This window comes from Leclercia sp. LSNIH3, assembly GCF_002935105.1.
Lineage (GTDB): Bacteria > Pseudomonadota > Gammaproteobacteria > Enterobacterales > Enterobacteriaceae > Enterobacter > Enterobacter adecarboxylatus.
In genome coordinates, this window is the sequence record NZ_CP026387.1 from 1,964,563 (window position 1) to 1,983,307 (window position 18,745).

Consider the following 18,745-nt stretch of genomic DNA (forward strand, 5'->3'; position numbering starts at 1 on the left):
AATAAGGAAACACCATGACTCTACGTAACATTCTGGCAACTGCCTGCCTGATGCTGCCACTGATGGCTTCCGCACATAATTTTGATAAGGGACAACGTGTGCCGCCGGTGGGCATTGCCGACCGGGGAGAATTGATCCTCGACAATGATAAGTTTAGCTATAAAACCTGGAATAGCGCGCAGCTCCCAGGCAAAGTGCGAGTTGTGCTACATATTGCCGGTCGCTCGTCAGCAAAAGAGAAAAACGCAACCTTAATTGAAGCGATCAAGGCGGCAAATTTGCCAAGAGATCACTACCAGACGACCACCATCGTCAATACCGACGATGCGATTCCTGGCTCTGGCATGTTTGTACGTAGCAGCCTTGAGAGCAATAAAAAGCTCTATCCGTGGTCGCAGATTATCGTCGACAGCAACGGCACGGCGCGCGCCGCATGGCAGCTGCAAGAAGAGAGTTCAGCGATTGCCGTGCTGGATAAAGAAGGCCGCATTCAATGGGCCAAAGACGGATCGCTGACACAGGAAGAGGTGCAGCAGGTGGTTGCCCTGCTGCATAAGCTGCTCGGTCAGTAAAGCGAGACCCGGAAGCCGGGATTGAGGAACGATTCACGCGGGGTATAGTCGAGCGGCTTGCCCTGCCAGTCGTGAACGTGTGCTCCCGCAGCGGCGGCAACGGCGTGACCTGCCGCCGTATCCCAGACGTTGGTCGGCCCAAAGCGGGGATACAGCTGCGCCTGCCCTTCTGCTACCAGGCAGAACTTCAGCGAGGAACCGATCGACGTCGTCTGATGCTCACCTAACTGATGCAGGTACTCCTGCAGTTCGTTATCGGCGTGCGAGCGGCTGATGACCACCAGCGGTGGCCGGGCATCACGTACCTGAATCTGTTTACGCACGCCGCACTCTTCTTTCCAGGCTTTGCCTTCGGCGGCGCTATACATCACGTTCAGCACCGGGGCATAGACCACACCCAGCACCGCTTTGCCATTCTCAATCAGGGCAATGTTGACGGTGAATTCACCATTACGTTTGATGAACTCCTTGGTACCGTCCAGCGGATCAACCAGCCAGTAACGTTGCCAGTGCTGGCGCTCTTCCCAGGGCTGAGGATCTTCTTCTGACAGCACCGGAATATCGGGCGTCAGCGCCTGCAGACCTTGCAGGATCACTCTGTGTGCCGCGAGATCCGCTGCGGTTACCGGCGAGTCGTCGATTTTGCTGAGCACGTCCATCGGGATCTTGCCATCATAGACCTGCATAATGGCATCGCCCGCATCCCGTGCGAGCTGACAAATTTTATCTAACATTCTCCACCTCTTTGTTAACACAGTGGGTTTAACTCTTTGTTTTATTTATATCGCATTGTGAATAAATCCGCTATCTGTGAAGCAATTCCGGTTTCAGGGCACTTTTTTCTGGCAGGATTCACAATTCTGTAAGCAAAAAAATATAGATACATATTCTTTTGTGGCCTGCTTCAAAAAAAGGACTCCTCTGATGATTAAGTTTAGCGCAACGCTCCTGGCGACGCTGATTGCCGCGAGCGTACAGGCAGCGACAGTTGATCTCCGCATTCTGGAAACGACCGACCTGCACAGCAATATGATGGACTTCGACTACTACAAAGATGCACCGACGGAAAAATTTGGCCTGGTTCGCACTGCCAGCCTGATTAATGCCGCCCGTAGCGAAGTGAAAAACAGCGTGCTGGTCGATAACGGGGACTTAATTCAGGGTAGTCCGCTTGGCGATTACATGGCTGCGAAAGGTCTGAAAAAGGGCGATGTTCATCCGGTCTATAAGGCGCTGAACACCCTGGACTACGCGGTGGGTAACCTCGGCAACCACGAGTTTAACTACGGGCTGGATTATCTGCATATGGCGCTCTCCGGGGCCAAATTCCCGTACGTTAACGCCAATATCATCGACGTTAAAACCAATAAGCCGCTGTTCACCCCTTATCTGATCAAAGAGACGACCGTGGTCGATCAGGACGGGAAAACGCAGACCCTGAAGATTGGCTATATCGGTTTTGTACCGCCGCAAATCATGACCTGGGATAAGGCCAACCTGAGCGGCAAAGTGACGGTTAACGACATTACCGAAACTGCACGTAAGTATGTGCCGGAGATGCGTGAGAAAGGTGCCGATCTGGTGGTCGTCGTGGCGCACTCGGGTCTGTCTGCCGATCCGTATCAGGCGATGGCGGAAAACTCCGTCTACTACCTCAGCGAAGTGAAAGGCGTTGATGCCATTCTCTTCGGCCACGCGCACGCAGTGTTCCCGGGCAAAGATTTCGCCAGCATTAAAGGGGCTGATATTGCCAAAGGAACGCTGAACGGTGTACCTGCTGTCATGCCGGGCATGTGGGGGGATCACCTCGGGGTGGTCGATCTGGTGCTGAATAATGACGGCGGCAAATGGCAGGTGACGCAGTCGAAGGCCGAAGCGCGACCGATTTACGATCTGGCCGCCAAAAAAGCGCTGGTGGGTGAGGATAAAAACATCGTCGAGGTGCTGAAACACGATCACGACGCTACCCGTGAGTTTGTCAGCAAACCGATCGGTAAATCCTCGGACAACATGTACAGCTACCTGTCGCTGGTGCAGGACGATCCCACCGTACAGGTGGTGAACATGGCGCAGAAAGCCTACGTGGAGCGCTATATTCAGGGCGACCCGGACCTGGCGAAACTGCCAGTACTCTCTGCTGCCGCGCCATTTAAAGTGGGCGGACGTAAGAACGATCCGGCCAGCTACGTCGAAGTGGAAAAAGGCCAGCTGACCTTCCGTAACGCCGCCGATCTCTATCTCTATCCGAACACCCTGGTAGTGGTGAAAGCGACCGGCCAGGAGGTGAAAGAGTGGCTGGAGTGCTCTGCTGGACAATTCAACCAGATCGATACGAACAGCCCCCAACCGCAGTCGCTTATTAACTGGGACGGGTTCCGTACCTATAACTTCGACGTAATCGACGGCGTGGAGTATCAGATTGATGTCTCGCAGCCGGCGAAATATGACGGCGAGTGCCAGGTGGTGAACGCCCAGGCGGAGCGTATCAAGAACCTGACCTTTAACGGTAAGCCAATCGACCCTAAAGCGACCTTCCTGGTGGCGACCAATAACTATCGCGCCTACGGCGGTAAGTTTGCCGGAACCGGCGACAGCCATATCGCCTTCGCTTCACCGGATGAGAACCGCTCGGTGCTGGCTGCGTGGATCGGTGAGCAGTCGAAAAAGAGTGGTGAAATTCATCCGGCAGCGGACAACAACTGGCGTCTGGCACCGATCGCCAGCAAGGTGAAGCTGGATGTTCGCTTTGAGACGTCGCCATCAGAAAAAGCGGCGGCGTTTATCAAAGAGAAAGCGCAGTATCCGATGCAGCAGGTCGCAACCGATGACATTGGGTTTGCGATTTATCAGGTGGATTTAAGCAAATAACCGAAGTGAAGGTTTCTGAAGGCCGGGTAAGGCGAAGCCGCTACCCGGCAGTCAGACCGTACAAGGTATAAGCAAAACGGCAGGGAAAGGTGCCTGGTATCGTTGCAACGATGGCTCAAGAGGGCACCTGAACTATTGCGATGAAGCCTGAGGTCACTCGCTCAACGTGATGGGTTGAGAGAACAACGACCGGGAACCGTCCCTGTCCTGCATCGTCCCATTTAGTGGAAAAAACCCCCTTAAGCGCCGAGTAAAAAACTATATTCTTTTTAATTTCTAAGTGCAGATTCAGATATTAATTTAGAAAAAGAAGCATAAAAAACCCAACTATTACTAAAAAGCAGAACAAAAAAACAAACTACCCTCAATGACATATGAGCGTTAATTCACCATTCATTCTTTCCGCATAATTCGCAAAGAAAAATATGTCTTAAAAATTAAGCCGATACTCTCTCGGGATACGTATTACTTCACGATATAAAGTCTGAAATTTAGGGTAAAAAATGTATGGCTAAATATGCCTATGTGAAATTATTGATATAAATCAAGGAAGGAGAAATTAAATCCGGGGATAGTGCAGCCACGATCACGCAATTATTGTGTAAACGGTACCACTGATATCGCATGTCATTAAATATGAAGGAATATTATGTTTGTTCGGTTATCGAATTAAATTAATTGTTAATTTGTTATTTAAGTAATTAACAATACCTTTACCATTTTCATTACCGTTCACATGACAGTCTGGTAATTCATTGGCATGTCATTTTTTTAAAAAATATATGACTTAAAAAGCGAGGTTGCTTACTTCAATTCGTTAATTATTAATCACATAGAGTACTTCGTTCATGAATCTCATGGAAGAAGTTAGGGTGATAGTTAGATGGCGGCAACCACCTAACTATCTGTAACGCATTATTTTCAGCTGATCATTTACAGCATTTTCGAGTTTAACAAACACTATGAAAAGATCCACACTTTCACTCGTAATCGCGGGCGCGGTCGCACTTTCTGCAACAAATGTGAGTGCTTCCAGTAACTATGGCACTATCAATGCACCTTCTACTCAAGGCCAAACTGTCTCTTTAAGGGATGGCTATACTTCAGTTTATAAAGTGAGCCAGGACGATGAGCGCGACGCACATGATACGCGTCTGTTTTCTGCGCTGAAGGCTTCGGCTAACAATCTGGCTTATACCGTATCGGCACAAGCCAAGAACGGTGAAAGCCAGACGCGCAGCTCCAAAGGCAGTGTATTCGCGCAAGCTGAGCCCGACGCTATCCCGGTAATTCAGCAACAAACACCAATTATGCAGAAGACGCCGATCCTTGCGCCGCAGGCTATTCCGCAGGCCACCCCGCAGATCACCCCACCGACGCCAGTGTATGCGGGCATGACTAAACCGACTGTAAACCCGCAGCCGACGCAATTCACGCCGATGATCACGGCTAAACCAGTGTTAGAGACGCCAATCACTATCACGACCGGTGAAACTGACGCGCCAAAAGCGATACCTACCGCTAATGAATCCGTAACGGTTAAAAATGATCCGGTGACGATTGATACCTATCAGGCGCAGATCGATAACGAAGCGGAAGCTATCGAAAACAACGCCGCAGGCATTGCCGCCAATGCGCAGGAAACTGCCCGTGTTAACGGCGAAGTCGTGAAACAGGCCCGTAGCCTTGCCGCTGTCGATCAGCAGGTCACCGCAGAAATCGAAAACAACGCCGCAGGCATTGCCGCCAATGCGCAGGAGACCGCCCGGGTTAACGGCGAGGTTGTGAAACAGGCCCGCAGCCTGGCCGCCGTCGATCAACAGATCGCCGCAGAAAATGAAGCACGCCGCAAAACGGATGCGACTGTTGCCGCTCATTCTGCCGAGCTGGCCGATCACGAAAGCCGTATTCAGACTCTGGAAAGCGAAACGAATAGCAAGTTCGGTGCGCTTAAAAATAAGGTTGAGGAAAACCGCCAACGTGCTTCGGCGGGAATCGCAGGCGTTGCGGCAATGGCTAACATTCCACAAGTTACCAATACTCAAAACTTCAGCGTCGGCGCTGGCGTGGGTAATACCGATGGCGAGAGCGCGTTAGCGGTTGGCTTCTCTGCCCGCGCTACGGAAAACGTGGTCGTTAAAAGCTCCGTGTCTAACGATACACAACATAATTTTGTTGTAGGTGCTGGCGTGTCATACGGCTGGTAATCGCTAAATGTTGAAGCCGCCTTACAGGGCGGCTTTCTGATGTAAGCAGTACGCTACTCTTTCATGTGTTGCGTCTTTTGGTCTCAGTATTATGACGATTGGCGCTTTTTCTGGTCCTCGCCATATGAAGCAATTAATACTAAGAATATGAGAGATCGCAACGCTCGCAAAACATCATTAATCAGGAACCGACAATGAATAAACTTACTTTTGGAACAGGCCTGCTGGCTGTTTTCATCACCGTTGCTTCCATGTCTACGGCTTATGCCATCAGCGAAAAATATCGCCAGCAGCTTGAGCAGAGTGGCAAAACACAAATGGATGAACTGGCAGAGCCAGTGCACCCAAACACGCCGAACATGAGCAAAGGACTCACCACCTATTCTGACAGCATGCTGGAAGTACAGGCCGACAGTTCCTGTCAGGTGAAAAAAGTGAACGGCTTCGCGCCAAAACACGTTAAACATGTTAAGAAGAATATGGATGAAGTGCAGACTCAGATGGGCGTCACGCTCTCTGTTCTGTACACCGGTACAGGTTGCGATATCACCTGGACCAATAAACAGGGACAGTCCGGTATCCTGAAAGCGCAGTAATACACGCCTGGATAAGCCGACACGTTATTGAAAAGGTTTAATGTCGGCTTGTCGCGATGAGTCAACTCATGGATGCAACACATAAGTTAAGACTCTCTGCGGGTGATTCATCGTCCAGCGTCTTTTTGTGATCTCTCTTTTCGCTCGCTGTAACGATCGGCAAGATAGCCGGTTTGCCCCTTAAGCAGTAGCGTGATCTTGAACAGCTCCTCGGTGACATCGACAATACGGTCATACCAGGAAGAGGGTTTCATCCGGCCATTCTCATCAAATTCCTGCCAGGCTTTCGCTACTGAGGACTGGTTGGGGATAGTGAACATCCGCATCCATCGACCCAGAATGCGCATCTGGTTCACGGCGTTAAAAGACTGCGAACCGCCGCAAACCTGCATGACTGCAAGTGTTTTGCCCTGCGAAGGACGGATCGCGCCTTCACTTAAGGGTATCCAGTCGATCTGCGCCTTCATAATTGCGCTCATCGCCCCATGTCGTTCCGGGGAACTCCAGACCATACCGTCACACCATCTGACCAGACCGCGCAGCTCGGTGACTTTCGGGTGCGTATCCGGCGCATCATCTGGCAGGGGCAAACCAGAGGGATTAAAGAGTTTCACCTCCGCGCCCATCGCCGTCAGCAGGCGACCGGCTTCCTCTGCGGCAAAGCGGCTGTAGGATCGCTCCCTTACTGAGCCATACAGAATCAGAATGCGTGGCGGTTCCTGCAGGTGCAGGCGTTCAGCGATGTGTCGATCAAAGCATTCAGTGTTCAGGGCAGGAAATTGTTCCATTTTTCTCCTCCGGGGAGAACAGGTGATTTCAAAATCAATACATATGAATTAGCATATGTATATTCTAAAGGGAACGGAGTGAATCATGCTACAACCTGTTCAGCTTTTTAAAATCCTGTCCGATGAAACACGGCTCGCCATCGTGATGCTCTTGCGGGAGTCTGGAGAGCTGTGTGTCTGCGATATCTGCGCGGCCACCGCTGAATCGCAGCCCAAAATCTCGCGCCATATGGCTATTCTCCGCGAGGCGGGGCTGGTTCTTGACCGCCGGGAAGGCAAGTGGATCCACTATCGCCTGTCACCCCACATACCGGCGTGGGCAGCGGAGACCATCACGTCGTCCTGGCAGTGTCTGCGGGAAGATGTACGTGAATGGCTGAATAAATCAGCCTGCACCGCCTGCTGAGACAGAAAAACACATTCACATAATCATATATAATGGAGTCTAAAATGCTTGTGGCAGGGAGTATATTTTTACTGACGCTGGTGCTGGTGATCTGGCAACCCAGAGGCCTGAGTATTGGCTGGAGCGCGAGTATCGGGGCTGCGCTGGCGCTGGGAACCGGTGTCATTCATATTGCTGATATTCCCGTTGTCTGGAATATCGTCTGGAACGCGACGGCGGCATTTATTGCGGTCATCATTATCAGCCTGCTGCTTGATGAGTCCGGGTTCTTTGAATGGGCTGCACTGCACGTCTCCCGATGGGGTAACGGACGTGGCCGCCTGCTGTTTACCTGGATAGTGTTACTCGGTGCCGCCGTTGCTGCGTTATTTGCCAATGACGGCGCCGCGCTGATCCTGACGCCAATTGTGATTGCGATGCTGCTTGCGCTGGGGTTCAGCCAGGGCACGACACTGGCCTTTGTCATGGCCGCAGGATTTATCGCCGATACAGCCAGCCTGCCGCTCATTGTGTCTAACCTGGTGAATATCGTCTCGGCGGATTTCTTCGATCTGGGCTTTGCGCAGTACGCCTCCGTGATGATCCCTGTGGATATGGCCGCGATTGCAGCCACGCTGGTCATGCTGCACCTCTTCTTTCGCAAGGATATACCGGCGACGTATGACATTTCGCTGCTGAAAACTCCTGCCAGTGCGATAAAGGATCCGGCGACCTTCAGGGCGGGCTGGATTGTGCTGTTACTGCTGCTTATCGGTTTCTTTGTACTGGAGCCGATGGGGATCCCGGTCAGCGCGATAGCGGCTTCTGGCGCAGCGGTGCTGTTTGCGGTAGCGAAAAGAGGTCATGCCATCAATACGGGGAAAGTCCTGCGCGGTGCGCCATGGCAGATCGTTGTTTTCTCGCTGGGCATGTATCTGGTGGTCTATGGTCTGCGTAATGCAGGGCTTACGGAGTACCTGTCAGGCGTACTGAACCTGCTGGCAGCTAAGGGGTTATGGACTGCAACGTTCGGCACCGGCATTCTGACGGCGTTCCTGTCGTCGGTGATGAACAATATGCCAACGGTGTTGATTGGCGCGCTGTCGATTGACGGCAGTACCGCGACGGGCGTTGTCAAAGAGGCCATGATTTATGCCAACGTGATTGGCTGCGATTTAGGCCCGAAAATCACCCCGATTGGCAGTCTGGCAACCCTGCTGTGGCTGCATGTGCTTGCCCAGAAAAATATCACGATCACCTGGGGATACTATTTCCGTACCGGCATTATCATGACGGTGCCCGTGCTGTTAGTCACTCTGGCCGCGCTGGCGTGGCGGCTCTCTGTCACTTTGTAATGAGATATTGATATGAGCAACATTACCATTTATCACAACCCGGCCTGCGGCACTTCACGCAACACGCTGGAGATGATCCGTAACAGCGGTAACGAACCGACCATCGTTTACTATCTCGATACGCCACCGACCCGGGACGAGCTGATTAAACTGATTTCAGATATGGGGATTGGAGTTCGGGAACTGCTGCGTAAGAACGTTGAACCCTATGAACAACTGGGTCTTGGTGAAGAGAAATTTACGGATGAGCAGTTGATTGATTTTATGCTTCAGCATCCGATCCTGATTAATCGCCCCATCGTAGTGACGCCGCTTGGCACGCGTCTTTGCCGCCCGTCAGAAGTCGTGCTGGATATTCTGCCGGAAGATCAGAAAGGCATGTTTACCAAAGAGGATGGCGAGAAGGTCATTGACGAAACGGGGAAGCGGGTTAAGTAATCTGTCCACGTCACGTTAATGGACGCCCGTGTACTCTGTGCGGGCGTCCGCCTGTCGCGCATAGCAGATATAAAACGTAGTACAGAGTGCGCCAGATGAGGATCAGCGATACCTCCCCCCTGGGTTATCCGTTTTACCGTTTTAAGAGATCGTCTGCTGTTCCAGGGAGAGAGTTCCCTGTCTGAGGATGTTCCGGGTCACACCAGGCATTCATTAACTGCCTCAAAATGTAGATAAGCCCGGAAACAATCAGTAGCGCGGATAAAACAGCCAGCATAGCTAATGTCATAAGAAACTCCTTATTCTCACTTTTCTTGCTACAGAATCTTAGAACGGATTTTTCATTTGTCATTAGCATCCTGAAATTTTTACGTCGGCCACCTGCGTTACCTGGTCGGAGGGGGGGAGCCTGGTGATAACGACAGCTGAACAGCCTGATATTCTCTCGACTTGGCGACAGCCGTAGTCTCCACCCTGCCCTGCCTTAAACCTTGCCGGCTCCTGCTCAACCTGTATACGCACGACTTGCTGCTGGCGCTGACGCCAGATGCTCACCACTGGCCTCTCTACACAGTCAGAGACGTACGGTTTCGGCAGGACTTCTGTTCCTGTTTCACCGACCATAGTGGCAGCGATAAATACCCGACCCAATGTTTGCCTGTCATCGCTCCGTAACCGCTATCCTTCGCTGTTTATTTATAACCTTTCCCGGTGCGCATCTATTCAGAATAAAGTCACTCTGGCTGGAAAAATCTTAACGCATTGTTATCACCCTAATTATCGACCACTGACATCTTTGTTTCGTATTTTCTCTATAAAAAACCTGAGCTAATATTTATACGCCACAATAAAAAGGAGGTTTTTCCATGCTTAAAAATAAAAATCTCAAAGTTACATGCCCGTATTGCGGCAGCCCGTTCCTGACGATGCCCAATGACTTTGATTTTGAAACCAACTTTGTTGACGTAAGTTGTGTTGAGTGTGGTCGAGAAATTAATAAGGATGATGTTCTACAGCAAGATGTCGATGCGACAAGAAAACGCGATGATGAAACTATCGAAGCTGTTTTTAAAGGAACCCCGTGGGAACGAAAATAATTTTTAGGTAACCAGCCTTATCCATCATCTACGGGGCCACAGTTTGCGGTCGTGGCACCGTTGAAACCCTACCTGATAATCACCTGGCCATTATTTATGAGCAGCATGCCGGATATTTCCGAGGGGACGCTATCTGATTCAGTACAGTGAACATAATTTACATAGTGGGCTAAAAAGGAGTGCATGATTGGGTGTGATGCCGGGTGCCTCCCGGTGACTCTATGCCAGACCACAGAACCGCGCTACTCACCTGCCTGTCTGGACGCCCCGCCGCATAGGGGGATTCATCACAGGCACAGCCTAGTCGTCTTCCTGCCATAAAGCTATTTTTATCTGTTTTATTTATTAAACGCGAAAAATTTGTCCGATAAATTTATTTTTCTGGCCCGCTTTCCTTTTCAGTGCGAAATATTTTACATCCCTCTTATTTTTAACCGGTTCCTGCTTGCGGGGACCGGTCAGAAATATTTTTACCTGGAGTATTTAAGGCACCAGCACACGGGTTTACACGCCTCGCCGGTGATCGGCCATGAAGCCACCCGCGACGACCCCGGGAGATATCGGAGATCTTTTTGCCGGAGGGTATCAAAATCTGAGCGAGGCGGATTATGCCGCCACGCTGCCTCCTCGCAAAGAGCGTGAAAAGCACCCTGTAATTGTTAAAAAGTGGTTATTTTTGGTGGCATCCCTGTGGGTCATCTCTGATAATGAAATCTGACCCGCGAGGAGGCTCACCGTGCAAGGCGTACCCGAACAGTTCTTCGATGAGAGAGACAGCGCGCGCTTTCGCCATCTGGCGCAGCTGCCGGGCGTCGAACTGTATCATGCCCATATTTCACGCTACGCCTTTGAGCCGCACACCCACGAGGCCTTTGGTATCGGCGCCATTGAAGCCGGTGCCGAACGCTTTCGCTATCGCGGAACGCAGTACGTTGCCCCCGTCCATTCCGTCGTTACCATGAATCCTGATGAGCTGCATACCGGCGAAGCCGAAACCGCTGACGGCTGGCGCTACCGGATGATCTACCTCGAGCCGGATCTGCTGGAAGAGGTGACGGGCATTCGCCACTGGTGGTTCAGCGATGTCACCCGCCACGATCCCCGTCGTTCGCAGCAGATATGCCAGCTGATCTATGGCCTGTGGCACACCGACGACCCGCTGGCGCAAAAAGGCCTGCTGCTGGATCTGATTGATACCTTCACACCGCTGGCGCGCCATGCCCCGGTCCTGCACGAAGGGGCGCATCGCTTCGAGCGCGTGCGCGACTATCTGCACGATAATTACATGCACTCTTTGACCCTCGATGAGCTGGCGCAGGTGGTATCGCTCAGCCCGTACCATTTTCAGCGCCAGTTTAAGGCCCATTTCCACGTCACGCCCCATCAGATGCTGATGGCGATCCGCCTGTGGCGCGCTAAAGACTTCCTCACCCGGGGGCTGCCGGCGGCAGAGGTGGCTGCCGCGACGGGCCTGACCGATCAGTCGCACCTGACCCGGGCGTTTACCCGGCGGTATGGCATCACTCCCGTGCGTTACCAGAAGCAGGTCGCAAAGCGCTAATGCGCAATCTCATACAATACGCCCCCCCTTTTGCCTTTCTACACTGCCAGCAGGTTTAGCGAAAATGGATACAAAAATGGTTAGTGGCGTAATTTACGCCCTGCTTGCAGGGCTAATGTGGGGGCTGATTTTTGTCGGTCCGCTGATCGTGCCGGAGTACCCGGCGGCATTGCAGTCGATGGGGCGCTATCTGGCGCTGGGGCTTATCGCTCTGCCGATCGCCTGGCTGGGCCGCGCGCGCTTACGCCAGCTGAAACGCCAGGACTGGCTGACCGCGCTGGCGCTGACCATGATGGGCAACCTCATCTATTACATCTGCCTGGCCAGCGCCATCCAGCGCACTGGCGCTCCCGTCTCGACGATGATCATCGGCACCCTGCCGGTGGTGATCCCGGTATTTGCCAATCTGCTCTACAGCCAGCGTGACGGCAAACTGGCGTGGTCGAAGATGGTGCCAGGCCTGATCGCCATTGCGCTGGGGCTGGCCTGCGTCAACATTGCCGAGCTGCGTCATGGCGCGGCCGGGGGCAGCGGCTGGCGCTATGTCTCCGGGATCCTATTGGCGTCGGTGTCGGTGGTTTGCTGGGCATGGTATGCGCTGCGTAATGCGCGCTGGCTGCGGGAGAACCCGGACAAACATCCGATGATGTGGGCTACCGCGCAGGCGCTGGTGACGCTGCCGGTGGCGGTGCTGGGCTATATCGCCGCCTGCGCCTGGCTGAATGTGCAGCAGCCGGAATTCGCGCTGCCGCTGGGGCCGCGCCCCTGGGTCTTCCTCGGACTGATGGTGGCGATTGCCATCTGCTGCTCGTGGGTGGGTGCCTTGTGCTGGAACGTCGCCAGCCAGAAATTGCCAACGGTGATCTTAGGCCCATTGATAGTCTTCGAAACCCTGGCCGGGCTGCTGTATACCTTCCTGATGCGCCAGAGCCTGCCGCCGCTGTTAACCGGTACGGGGATAGTGTTGCTGGTCGTGGGGGTGGTGATCGCCGTCAGCGCGAAGCCGGAAAAGCCACTGGTTGTTCCGGCTTCTCAACCATAGAAAACGCCCGGCGGCGCTTTACCTGTCGGGCCGACAAATCCGCAGGCCGGGTAAGGCGCAGCCGCCACCCGGCATCAGGCCGCATGTTCATCCCGGTGACTCATCACCTGCGGTAAATTCAGCTCAATCCAGTCGGCCAGCGCCGCCACCTTCTCGCTCACCGCTTCCCCCAGCGGCGTCAGGCTGTACTCCACGTGCGGGGGCACCACCGGATACGACACGCGATTGATAAAACCATCCTGCTCCAGCGCCTGAAGCGACTGGGCTAACATCTTCTCGCTCACCCCGCCCATTTTGCGCCGCAGATCGCTAAAGCGATGCGTCCCCTGACGCAACGCCACCAGGATCAGCACACCCCAGCGGCTGGTGACGTGCTTGAGTACATCCCGGGAAGGGCACTGTTCGGCAAAAAGATTGCCGTCGCGCATTTGTTCGCTGAGGGTGAGATTGCTCATTTGATACTTACCTTTTTGTACGTACTTACTAAAAGTTAGCTTGGATGGTAGTGTGCCATAACATTCACACGAGACGAAGGATATTCATCATGATCGCCATTACCGGAGCTACCGGCCAGCTTGGCCAGCACGTTATTGAAAAGCTGCTGGAGACCGTTCCGGCTAGCCAGCTTGTCGCCATTGTGCGTAACCCGGCCAAGGCCGAAGCGTTGAGCCAGCAGGGCGTGACCGTCCGTCAGGCCGATTACACCGACCAGACCGCCTTCACCGCCGCGCTCGCGGGCGTGGATAAACTGCTGTTGATCTCCTCGAGCGAAGTGGGCCAGCGTGCGGCGCAGCATCAGAACGTGATTAATGCGGCGAAGGCGGCGGGCGTGAAATTTATCGCCTATACCAGCCTGCTGCATGCCGATACCTCGCCGCTGGGGCTGCACGTGGAGCACGTCGCCACCGAAAAAGCGCTGGCCGAATCCGGCATTGTTTACGCCCTGCTGCGTAACGGCTGGTATACCGAAAACTACCTCGCCAGCGCCCCGCCTGCACTGGAGCATGGCGTGTTCATCGGCGCTGCGGGGGAAGGCAAAATTGCCTCCGCCACCCGTGCCGACTATGCCGCCGCTGCCGCGCGCGTCATCAGCGAAGAGGGTCATGCCGGAAAAGTCTATGAGCTGGCGGGCGACCAGGCGTGGACATTAAGCGAACTGGCTGCCGAACTGAGCCGTCAGAGCGGTAAAAACGTGGTGTATCAGAACCTGAGCGAGGCCGATTTTGCCGCCGCGCTGAAGAGTGTCGGTTTACCGGCGGGCCTGGCCGATATGCTGGCCGACTCCGATGTCGGTGCCTCAAAGGGCGGTCTGTTTGATGACAGTCATACGCTGAGCGCGCTGCTGGGTCACCCGACGACCTCCCTTGCGGAGAGCGTGAAAGGCATCCTGTAGCTGTCAAAAAGGGGGATTTTTGCGGCGTCTCTGCGGGTCATCTCCGGTCGTGAAATCTGGCCCGCACGGTTGGCGCTACCGGATGATCGCCTTCGAGCCGGAACTGCCGGAAGAGGTAGCGGGCCTTCGCCACGGGGTGTTCCGGCTTCCCTACCGTCCCCGGCAGCAAGATAAACGTAAAACGGCAACCCAGGGGTTGCCGTTTTTAATCTGTGCTCCCTCTCCCGGTGGGAGAGGGTTGGGTTGAGGACACCAGACCGTATAAGCCGCAGGCCGGATCAGGCGTAGCCGCTACCCGGCGTCCGTCAGAAGGTTTCCCAGTTAGCGTCCGTGGTCGCCAGCACCGGTTTCGCTTTTGCGGTATAGGTTTTCACTGGTGCCGCTGTGGCCGCCTGGCCGTGAACGATCTTAAACACCGCCACCGCCTCATTCAGACGTGCCGCCTGCTCTTCCAGCGCTGCCGCTGCTGCCGCAGACTCCTCTACCAGCGAGGCGTTCTGCTGGGTCACGCGATCCATCTCGGCCACTGCCTGACCCACCTGGTCAATACCGCGGCTCTGCTCATCCGAGGCGGAAGCGATTTCGCCCATGATGTCGGTCACGCGGGTTACGGCGCTGACGATTTCCGCCATTGTCGCCCCGGCTTCATTCACCAGCGCGGAGCCCGCACTGACGCGCGCGCCCGAGTCGTCAATCAGGCCTTTGATCTCTTTCGCGGCCTGGGCGCTGCGCTGGGCCAGAGTACGAACTTCCCCTGCCACCACCGCAAATCCACGTCCTTGCTCACCAGCACGTGCCGCTTCTACTGCTGCGTTCAGCGCCAGGATGTTGGTCTGGAAAGCAATACCATCGATCACGTTGGTGATCTGAGCGATTTTGCTGGAACTGGTGGCAATCTCGTCCATGGTACGCACCACGCCTTCGACGACGTTGCCGCCTTTTTTCGCAGTGGATGAGGCATCCAGCGCCAGACGTGACGCCTGACGGGCGTTATCGGCGTTCTGCTTCACGGTCGCGGTTAACTGCTCCATGCTGGCTGCGGTCTCTTCCAGCGAGGCCGCCTGCTGCTCGGTACGGGAAGAGAGGTCGTTACTGCCTGCGGAGATTTCACCGGCACCGGTGAAAATGGTATCGGCCCCATCGCGCACCACGCCCACAGTGTTGGCCAACGCCTTTTGCATCTCATGAACGTTATGCGCCAGCAGCGCCATTTCGTTCTGCCCCTGCCCATCGATCGGTTGCGTCAGGTCGCCTGCGGCAATAGCGCGAATATGCGCGATCACCTCATGCAGCGGCTTCAGCAGCACGTTGCGCATGGCGATCCAGCTGGCAATAATCACTGCCACGACAATCACCATAACAGCGGAGAGGATCCACAGGATACGCTTGTAGTCGTTTTCGTTATCGGTGATGCCTGCGCTGGCCAGCTTCGCCTGCGCTTCACGCCATTCGCGGTACACCGCCTGCATTGCCACCTGCTTCTGCTCGGCATTCTGCTTGAACATATCGTCCAGCTTGCCCTCTGCCAGCAGCGCATTCATATTCGTCAGCGTAGTGTGGTAAGCGCGGTACTGTTCTTCCAGCCGATCGGCCAGCTTCTCGTCCAGCCCTGGGGTTTCCGGCAGGGCGTAATATTTGTCGTAATGCTCCTGAGCTTCATTCAGCCGGGCTTTACCGGCGGTGACCAGCTCACCCAGTTGCGTACCGTTGATCTCGGTCGCCGTGCTGCTTTGCAAACGGAGCATGCCGCGGTTAAGGGTTACGCGCGCCTGGTTCAGGCTGATCCACGCGTCAGTAAACTCTGCCACGTTCTGGCTGGATAGCTGGGAGACGGTGAAATTGTCCTTATCATTGTTCAGGGCATTGATAAAAACCGTCGCGGCGATGATCTGCATCAGCCCGAGCACCAGCAGTACCGAAACTAACAGGGTGATTACTTTAATACGTTTGAACATTCTCAGCCTTCTTTTGCAGGATATTGACTGAGGGGTATATCGGCAGAGAAGGCATGTTATTTAACATTTGGTGGTCTAACCACCTCAATTATTTGGAAATAATCAAATCCATTCAGCAAGTTAAAACATAAGAAATTTTTGATAATTTACTGACTTTATTCCCTCTGCCCCTAAAGGGTTATATCCTCGCCTTAAAGATGCATTTAAAATACATGTTATTAAATCACGATGAGGTAACAACGATGGCCTTCCGCGACCAACCTTTAGGCGAGCTGGCGCTCTCCATCCCACGCGCTTCCGCGCTGTTTCGTAAATACGATATGGATTACTGCTGTGGCGGTAAGCAAACCCTGGCGCGTGCGGCATCGCGTAAGGAACTGAATCTGGATCTCATCGAAGCTGAACTGGCAAAACTGGCTGAGCAACCGCTGGAAAAAGACTGGCGCAACGTGGCACTGGCAGAGATCATCAATCACATCATCGTGCGTTACCATGACCGCCACCGCGAACAGCTGCCGGAACTGATCCTGCAGGCGACCAAAGTGGAGCGCGTTCATGCCGAGAAAGCCTCTGTACCGCGTGGCCTGGCGAAAAGCCTGACCATGCTGCATGAAGAGTTGTCCAGCCACATGATGAAAGAAGAGCAGATCCTGTTCCCGATGATCAAACAGGGAATGGGTAGCCAGGCGATGGGGCCAATCAGCGTGATGGAAAGCGAGCATGATGACGCGGGTGAACTGGTGGAAGTGATCAAACACATCACCCATAACGTTACCCCACCGGCGGATGCCTGCACCACCTGGCGCGCAATGTATAACGGGATTAACGAGATGATCGACGACCTGATGGAGCACATCAGCCTCGAGAATAACGTGCTGTTCCCGCGGGCGCTGGCCGGGGAATAATAAGACTATTGCAGCCTGATGCCCTCTCCCACAGGGAGAAAAAGAACAGATAAAAAAACGGCAACCGAAGTTGCCGTTTTGCTTTTATCTTACGCCTGCCATTCTTTTCTTACCGATAAACAGCCAGCCCAGCCCCAGTGCGATAAACCACAGCGGCGTGACGATCAGCGCCTGACGGGTATCCTCTTCCAGCGTCAGCAGTACCAGCACAAACACGAAGAACGCCATGCAGACCCAGCACATGAACTTGCCCAGCGGCATCTTATAGATGGACTTTTCATGCAGGTGCGGACGCTGTTTGCGGTACACCAGGTACGAGCACAGGATGATGGTCCAGACGAACATGAACAGGATCGCCGAGACGGTGGTGATCATGGTGAACGCGCCGATGACGCTTGGGTTCACGTAAAGCATCACCACGCCACCCAGCAGGCAGATACAGGAGAAGGTCAGCCCTTTCGCCGGCACCGCACGCTTTGACAGCTTGGCGAATGCACTCGGCGCCACGCCTTCCTGCGCCAGACCGAACAGCATACGGCTGGTGGAGAACACACCGCTGTTGGCCGAAGAGGCCGCGGAGGTCAGCACCACGAAGTTAATCAGGCTCGCCGCAGCCGGCAGGCCAACCAGTACAAACAGCTCCACGAATGGGCTCTTGGTCGGTACGACGGAACTCCACGGCGTAACGGACATAATAATGACCAACGCAAACACATAGAACATGATGATACGGATCGGAATGGAGTTAATCGCCCGCGGCAGGGATTTCTCAGGATCTTTGGTTTCTGCGGCGGTAGTCCCTACCAGCTCAACCCCCACGAAGGCGAAGACCGCAATCTGGAAACCGGCAAAGAATCCGCTCAGCCCTTTCGGGAACCAGCCGCCGTCATTCCACAGATGGGAGAACGAGGCTTCTACGCCCGTCGGCGAGGTAAAGTGAGTCATGACCATCACCAGGCCGACCACAATCAGCCCGACAATGGCGACGATTTTAATCATCGCGAACCAGAACTCCATCTCACCGAACATTTTTACGGTGGCGAGGTTAAGGCTCAGCAGCAGGACAATCACCGCCAGCGAGGCAACCCAGTCCGACAGTCCGGGGAACCAGAACTGCGCATAGGCCGTAATGGCGACAACGTCGGCCATCCCGGTAACCACCCAGCAGAACCAGTAGGTCCAGCCAGTAAAGTACCCCGCCCACGGCCCAAGAAGGTCGGACGCAAAGTCGCTAAAGGATTTGTATTCGAGATTCGAGAGCAGCAATTCACCCATTGCACGCATCACGAAAAAGAGCATAAAGCCGATGATCATATAGACAAAAATGATCGACGGCCCCGCAAGGCTGATGGTTTTGCCTGACCCCATAAACAGCCCGGTGCCAATGGCACCGCCAATGGCGATAAGCTGAATATGACGGTTTGTGAGATTACGCCGTAGCGATTGTTCAGACGGTGCCTCTTCGTCGGCAACGACTTTTACCTGATCTACCATGTGATGTTTTCCTGTTGTTACTGCCTGTGTTGTTTAGGCTCTTCTGGCCCTTTATTACGTCGAAAAGCGACGGCCCGGTTAAGGACTCA

Annotated in this window: 19 protein-coding genes; 13 read left to right on the top strand and 6 right to left on the bottom strand. The window is 54.0% G+C overall.

Annotated elements, in window-relative coordinates:
• The first annotated feature begins 14 nt into the window (after positions 1-14).
• Positions 15-572, top strand: a complete 558-nt coding sequence (locus C3F35_RS09495) for a YtfJ family protein (RefSeq protein WP_032616221.1) — start codon at positions 15-17, stop codon at positions 570-572.
• Here C3F35_RS09495 and cysQ read toward each other — a convergent pair.
• A complete protein-coding gene (gene cysQ / locus C3F35_RS09500; protein ID WP_032616220.1) occupies positions 566-1,306 on the bottom strand; it encodes a 3'(2'),5'-bisphosphate nucleotidase CysQ in 741 nt (246 codons plus the stop codon). The two genes, C3F35_RS09495 and cysQ, sit on opposite strands and share 7 nt — an antisense overlap.
• Positions 1,307-1,496: 190 nt before the next feature.
• Here cysQ and cpdB point away from each other — a divergent pair, with 190 nt between their 5' ends.
• From cpdB to C3F35_RS09515, 3 genes are all read left to right on the top strand, one after another.
• Positions 1,497-3,440 carry a 2',3'-cyclic-nucleotide 2'-phosphodiesterase gene (gene cpdB / locus C3F35_RS09505; protein WP_103793129.1) on the top strand — a complete coding sequence of 648 codons (1,944 nt, stop codon included), beginning with the start codon at positions 1,497-1,499 and terminating at the stop codon, positions 3,438-3,440.
• Between the two features lie 1,115 nt (positions 3,441-4,555).
• Positions 4,556-5,647 (top strand): YadA C-terminal domain-containing protein, encoded by a 1,092-nt coding sequence (locus C3F35_RS09510; protein ID WP_199186157.1) that lies wholly within the window; start codon positions 4,556-4,558, stop codon positions 5,645-5,647.
• Between the two features lie 194 nt (positions 5,648-5,841).
• Positions 5,842-6,243 carry a hypothetical protein gene (locus C3F35_RS09515; protein WP_103793128.1) on the top strand — a complete coding sequence of 134 codons (402 nt, stop codon included), beginning with the start codon at positions 5,842-5,844 and terminating at the stop codon, positions 6,241-6,243.
• A 107-nt stretch (positions 6,244-6,350) separates the two neighbouring features.
• On the opposite strand, the gene arsH is transcribed toward C3F35_RS09515, so the two are convergent.
• Complete coding sequence (gene arsH, locus C3F35_RS09520; RefSeq protein WP_103793127.1) at positions 6,351-7,031, bottom strand: arsenical resistance protein ArsH; 681 nt, start codon at positions 7,029-7,031, stop codon at positions 6,351-6,353.
• A gap of 85 nt (positions 7,032-7,116) precedes the next feature.
• Between arsH and C3F35_RS09525 the strand changes: the two genes are divergently transcribed.
• From C3F35_RS09525 to arsC, 3 genes are read left to right on the top strand one after another with little or no spacing between them, the layout of a single operon-like run.
• Entirely contained in the window at positions 7,117-7,437 is a 321-nt protein-coding gene (locus C3F35_RS09525) for a transcriptional regulator (protein ID WP_032616217.1), read from the top strand.
• A gap of 44 nt (positions 7,438-7,481) precedes the next feature.
• The gene (locus tag C3F35_RS09530; protein ID WP_103793126.1) at positions 7,482-8,771 is read left to right on the top strand and encodes an arsenic transporter; all 1,290 of its coding nucleotides are present in this window, start codon (positions 7,482-7,484) and stop codon (positions 8,769-8,771) included.
• A gap of 12 nt (positions 8,772-8,783) precedes the next feature.
• Positions 8,784-9,209 (top strand): glutaredoxin-dependent arsenate reductase, encoded by a 426-nt coding sequence (gene arsC / locus C3F35_RS09535; RefSeq protein ID WP_103793125.1) that lies wholly within the window; start codon positions 8,784-8,786, stop codon positions 9,207-9,209.
• Positions 9,210-9,342: 133 nt separating this feature from the next.
• On the opposite strand, the gene C3F35_RS09540 is transcribed toward arsC, so the two are convergent.
• A complete protein-coding gene (locus C3F35_RS09540) occupies positions 9,343-9,498 on the bottom strand; it encodes a hypothetical protein (protein WP_158251938.1) in 156 nt (51 codons plus the stop codon).
• Positions 9,499-10,075: 577 nt separating this feature from the next.
• On the opposite strand from C3F35_RS09540, the gene C3F35_RS09550 reads away from it, so the two are divergent.
• The 4 genes from C3F35_RS09550 (at position 10,076) to C3F35_RS09565 (ending at position 12,909) form a co-directional block, all read left to right on the top strand.
• On the top strand, positions 10,076-10,306 hold the full coding sequence (locus C3F35_RS09550) for an ECs_2282 family putative zinc-binding protein (protein ID WP_032616213.1): 231 nt from the start codon (positions 10,076-10,078) through the stop codon (positions 10,304-10,306).
• Positions 10,307-10,835: 529 nt separating this feature from the next.
• Positions 10,836-11,024, top strand: coding sequence for a hypothetical protein (locus C3F35_RS09555; protein WP_059308893.1), 189 nt, complete (start codon positions 10,836-10,838; stop codon positions 11,022-11,024).
• Between the two features lie 18 nt (positions 11,025-11,042).
• Positions 11,043-11,867 (top strand): AraC family transcriptional regulator, encoded by an 825-nt coding sequence (locus C3F35_RS09560; RefSeq protein WP_059308894.1) that lies wholly within the window; start codon positions 11,043-11,045, stop codon positions 11,865-11,867.
• Positions 11,868-11,943: 76 nt separating this feature from the next.
• Positions 11,944-12,909: a DMT family transporter gene (locus C3F35_RS09565; protein WP_103793152.1), complete on the top strand. Its 966-nt coding sequence runs from the start codon at positions 11,944-11,946 to the stop codon at positions 12,907-12,909.
• Between the two features lie 74 nt (positions 12,910-12,983).
• On the opposite strand, the gene C3F35_RS09570 is transcribed toward C3F35_RS09565, so the two are convergent.
• Positions 12,984-13,364, bottom strand: coding sequence for a winged helix-turn-helix transcriptional regulator (locus C3F35_RS09570; RefSeq protein WP_032616210.1), 381 nt, complete (start codon positions 13,362-13,364; stop codon positions 12,984-12,986).
• Between the two features lie 89 nt (positions 13,365-13,453).
• Here C3F35_RS09570 and C3F35_RS09575 point away from each other — a divergent pair, with 89 nt between their 5' ends.
• Positions 13,454-14,302, top strand: coding sequence for an SDR family oxidoreductase (locus C3F35_RS09575; RefSeq protein ID WP_103793122.1), 849 nt, complete (start codon positions 13,454-13,456; stop codon positions 14,300-14,302).
• 305 nt (positions 14,303-14,607) lie between these two features.
• Here C3F35_RS09575 and C3F35_RS09580 read toward each other — a convergent pair whose 3' ends face one another.
• A complete protein-coding gene (locus C3F35_RS09580) occupies positions 14,608-16,257 on the bottom strand; it encodes a methyl-accepting chemotaxis protein (protein ID WP_103793121.1) in 1,650 nt (549 codons plus the stop codon).
• A 242-nt stretch (positions 16,258-16,499) separates the two neighbouring features.
• On the opposite strand from C3F35_RS09580, the gene ytfE reads away from it, so the two are divergent.
• Positions 16,500-17,162, top strand: coding sequence for an iron-sulfur cluster repair protein YtfE (ytfE, locus tag C3F35_RS09585; protein ID WP_032616207.1), 663 nt, complete (start codon positions 16,500-16,502; stop codon positions 17,160-17,162).
• An 84-nt stretch (positions 17,163-17,246) separates the two neighbouring features.
• Here ytfE and cycA read toward each other — a convergent pair whose 3' ends face one another.
• Positions 17,247-18,656, bottom strand: coding sequence for a D-serine/D-alanine/glycine transporter (cycA, locus tag C3F35_RS09590; RefSeq protein WP_032616206.1), 1,410 nt, complete (start codon positions 18,654-18,656; stop codon positions 17,247-17,249).
• Positions 18,657-18,745 lie beyond the last annotated feature (89 nt).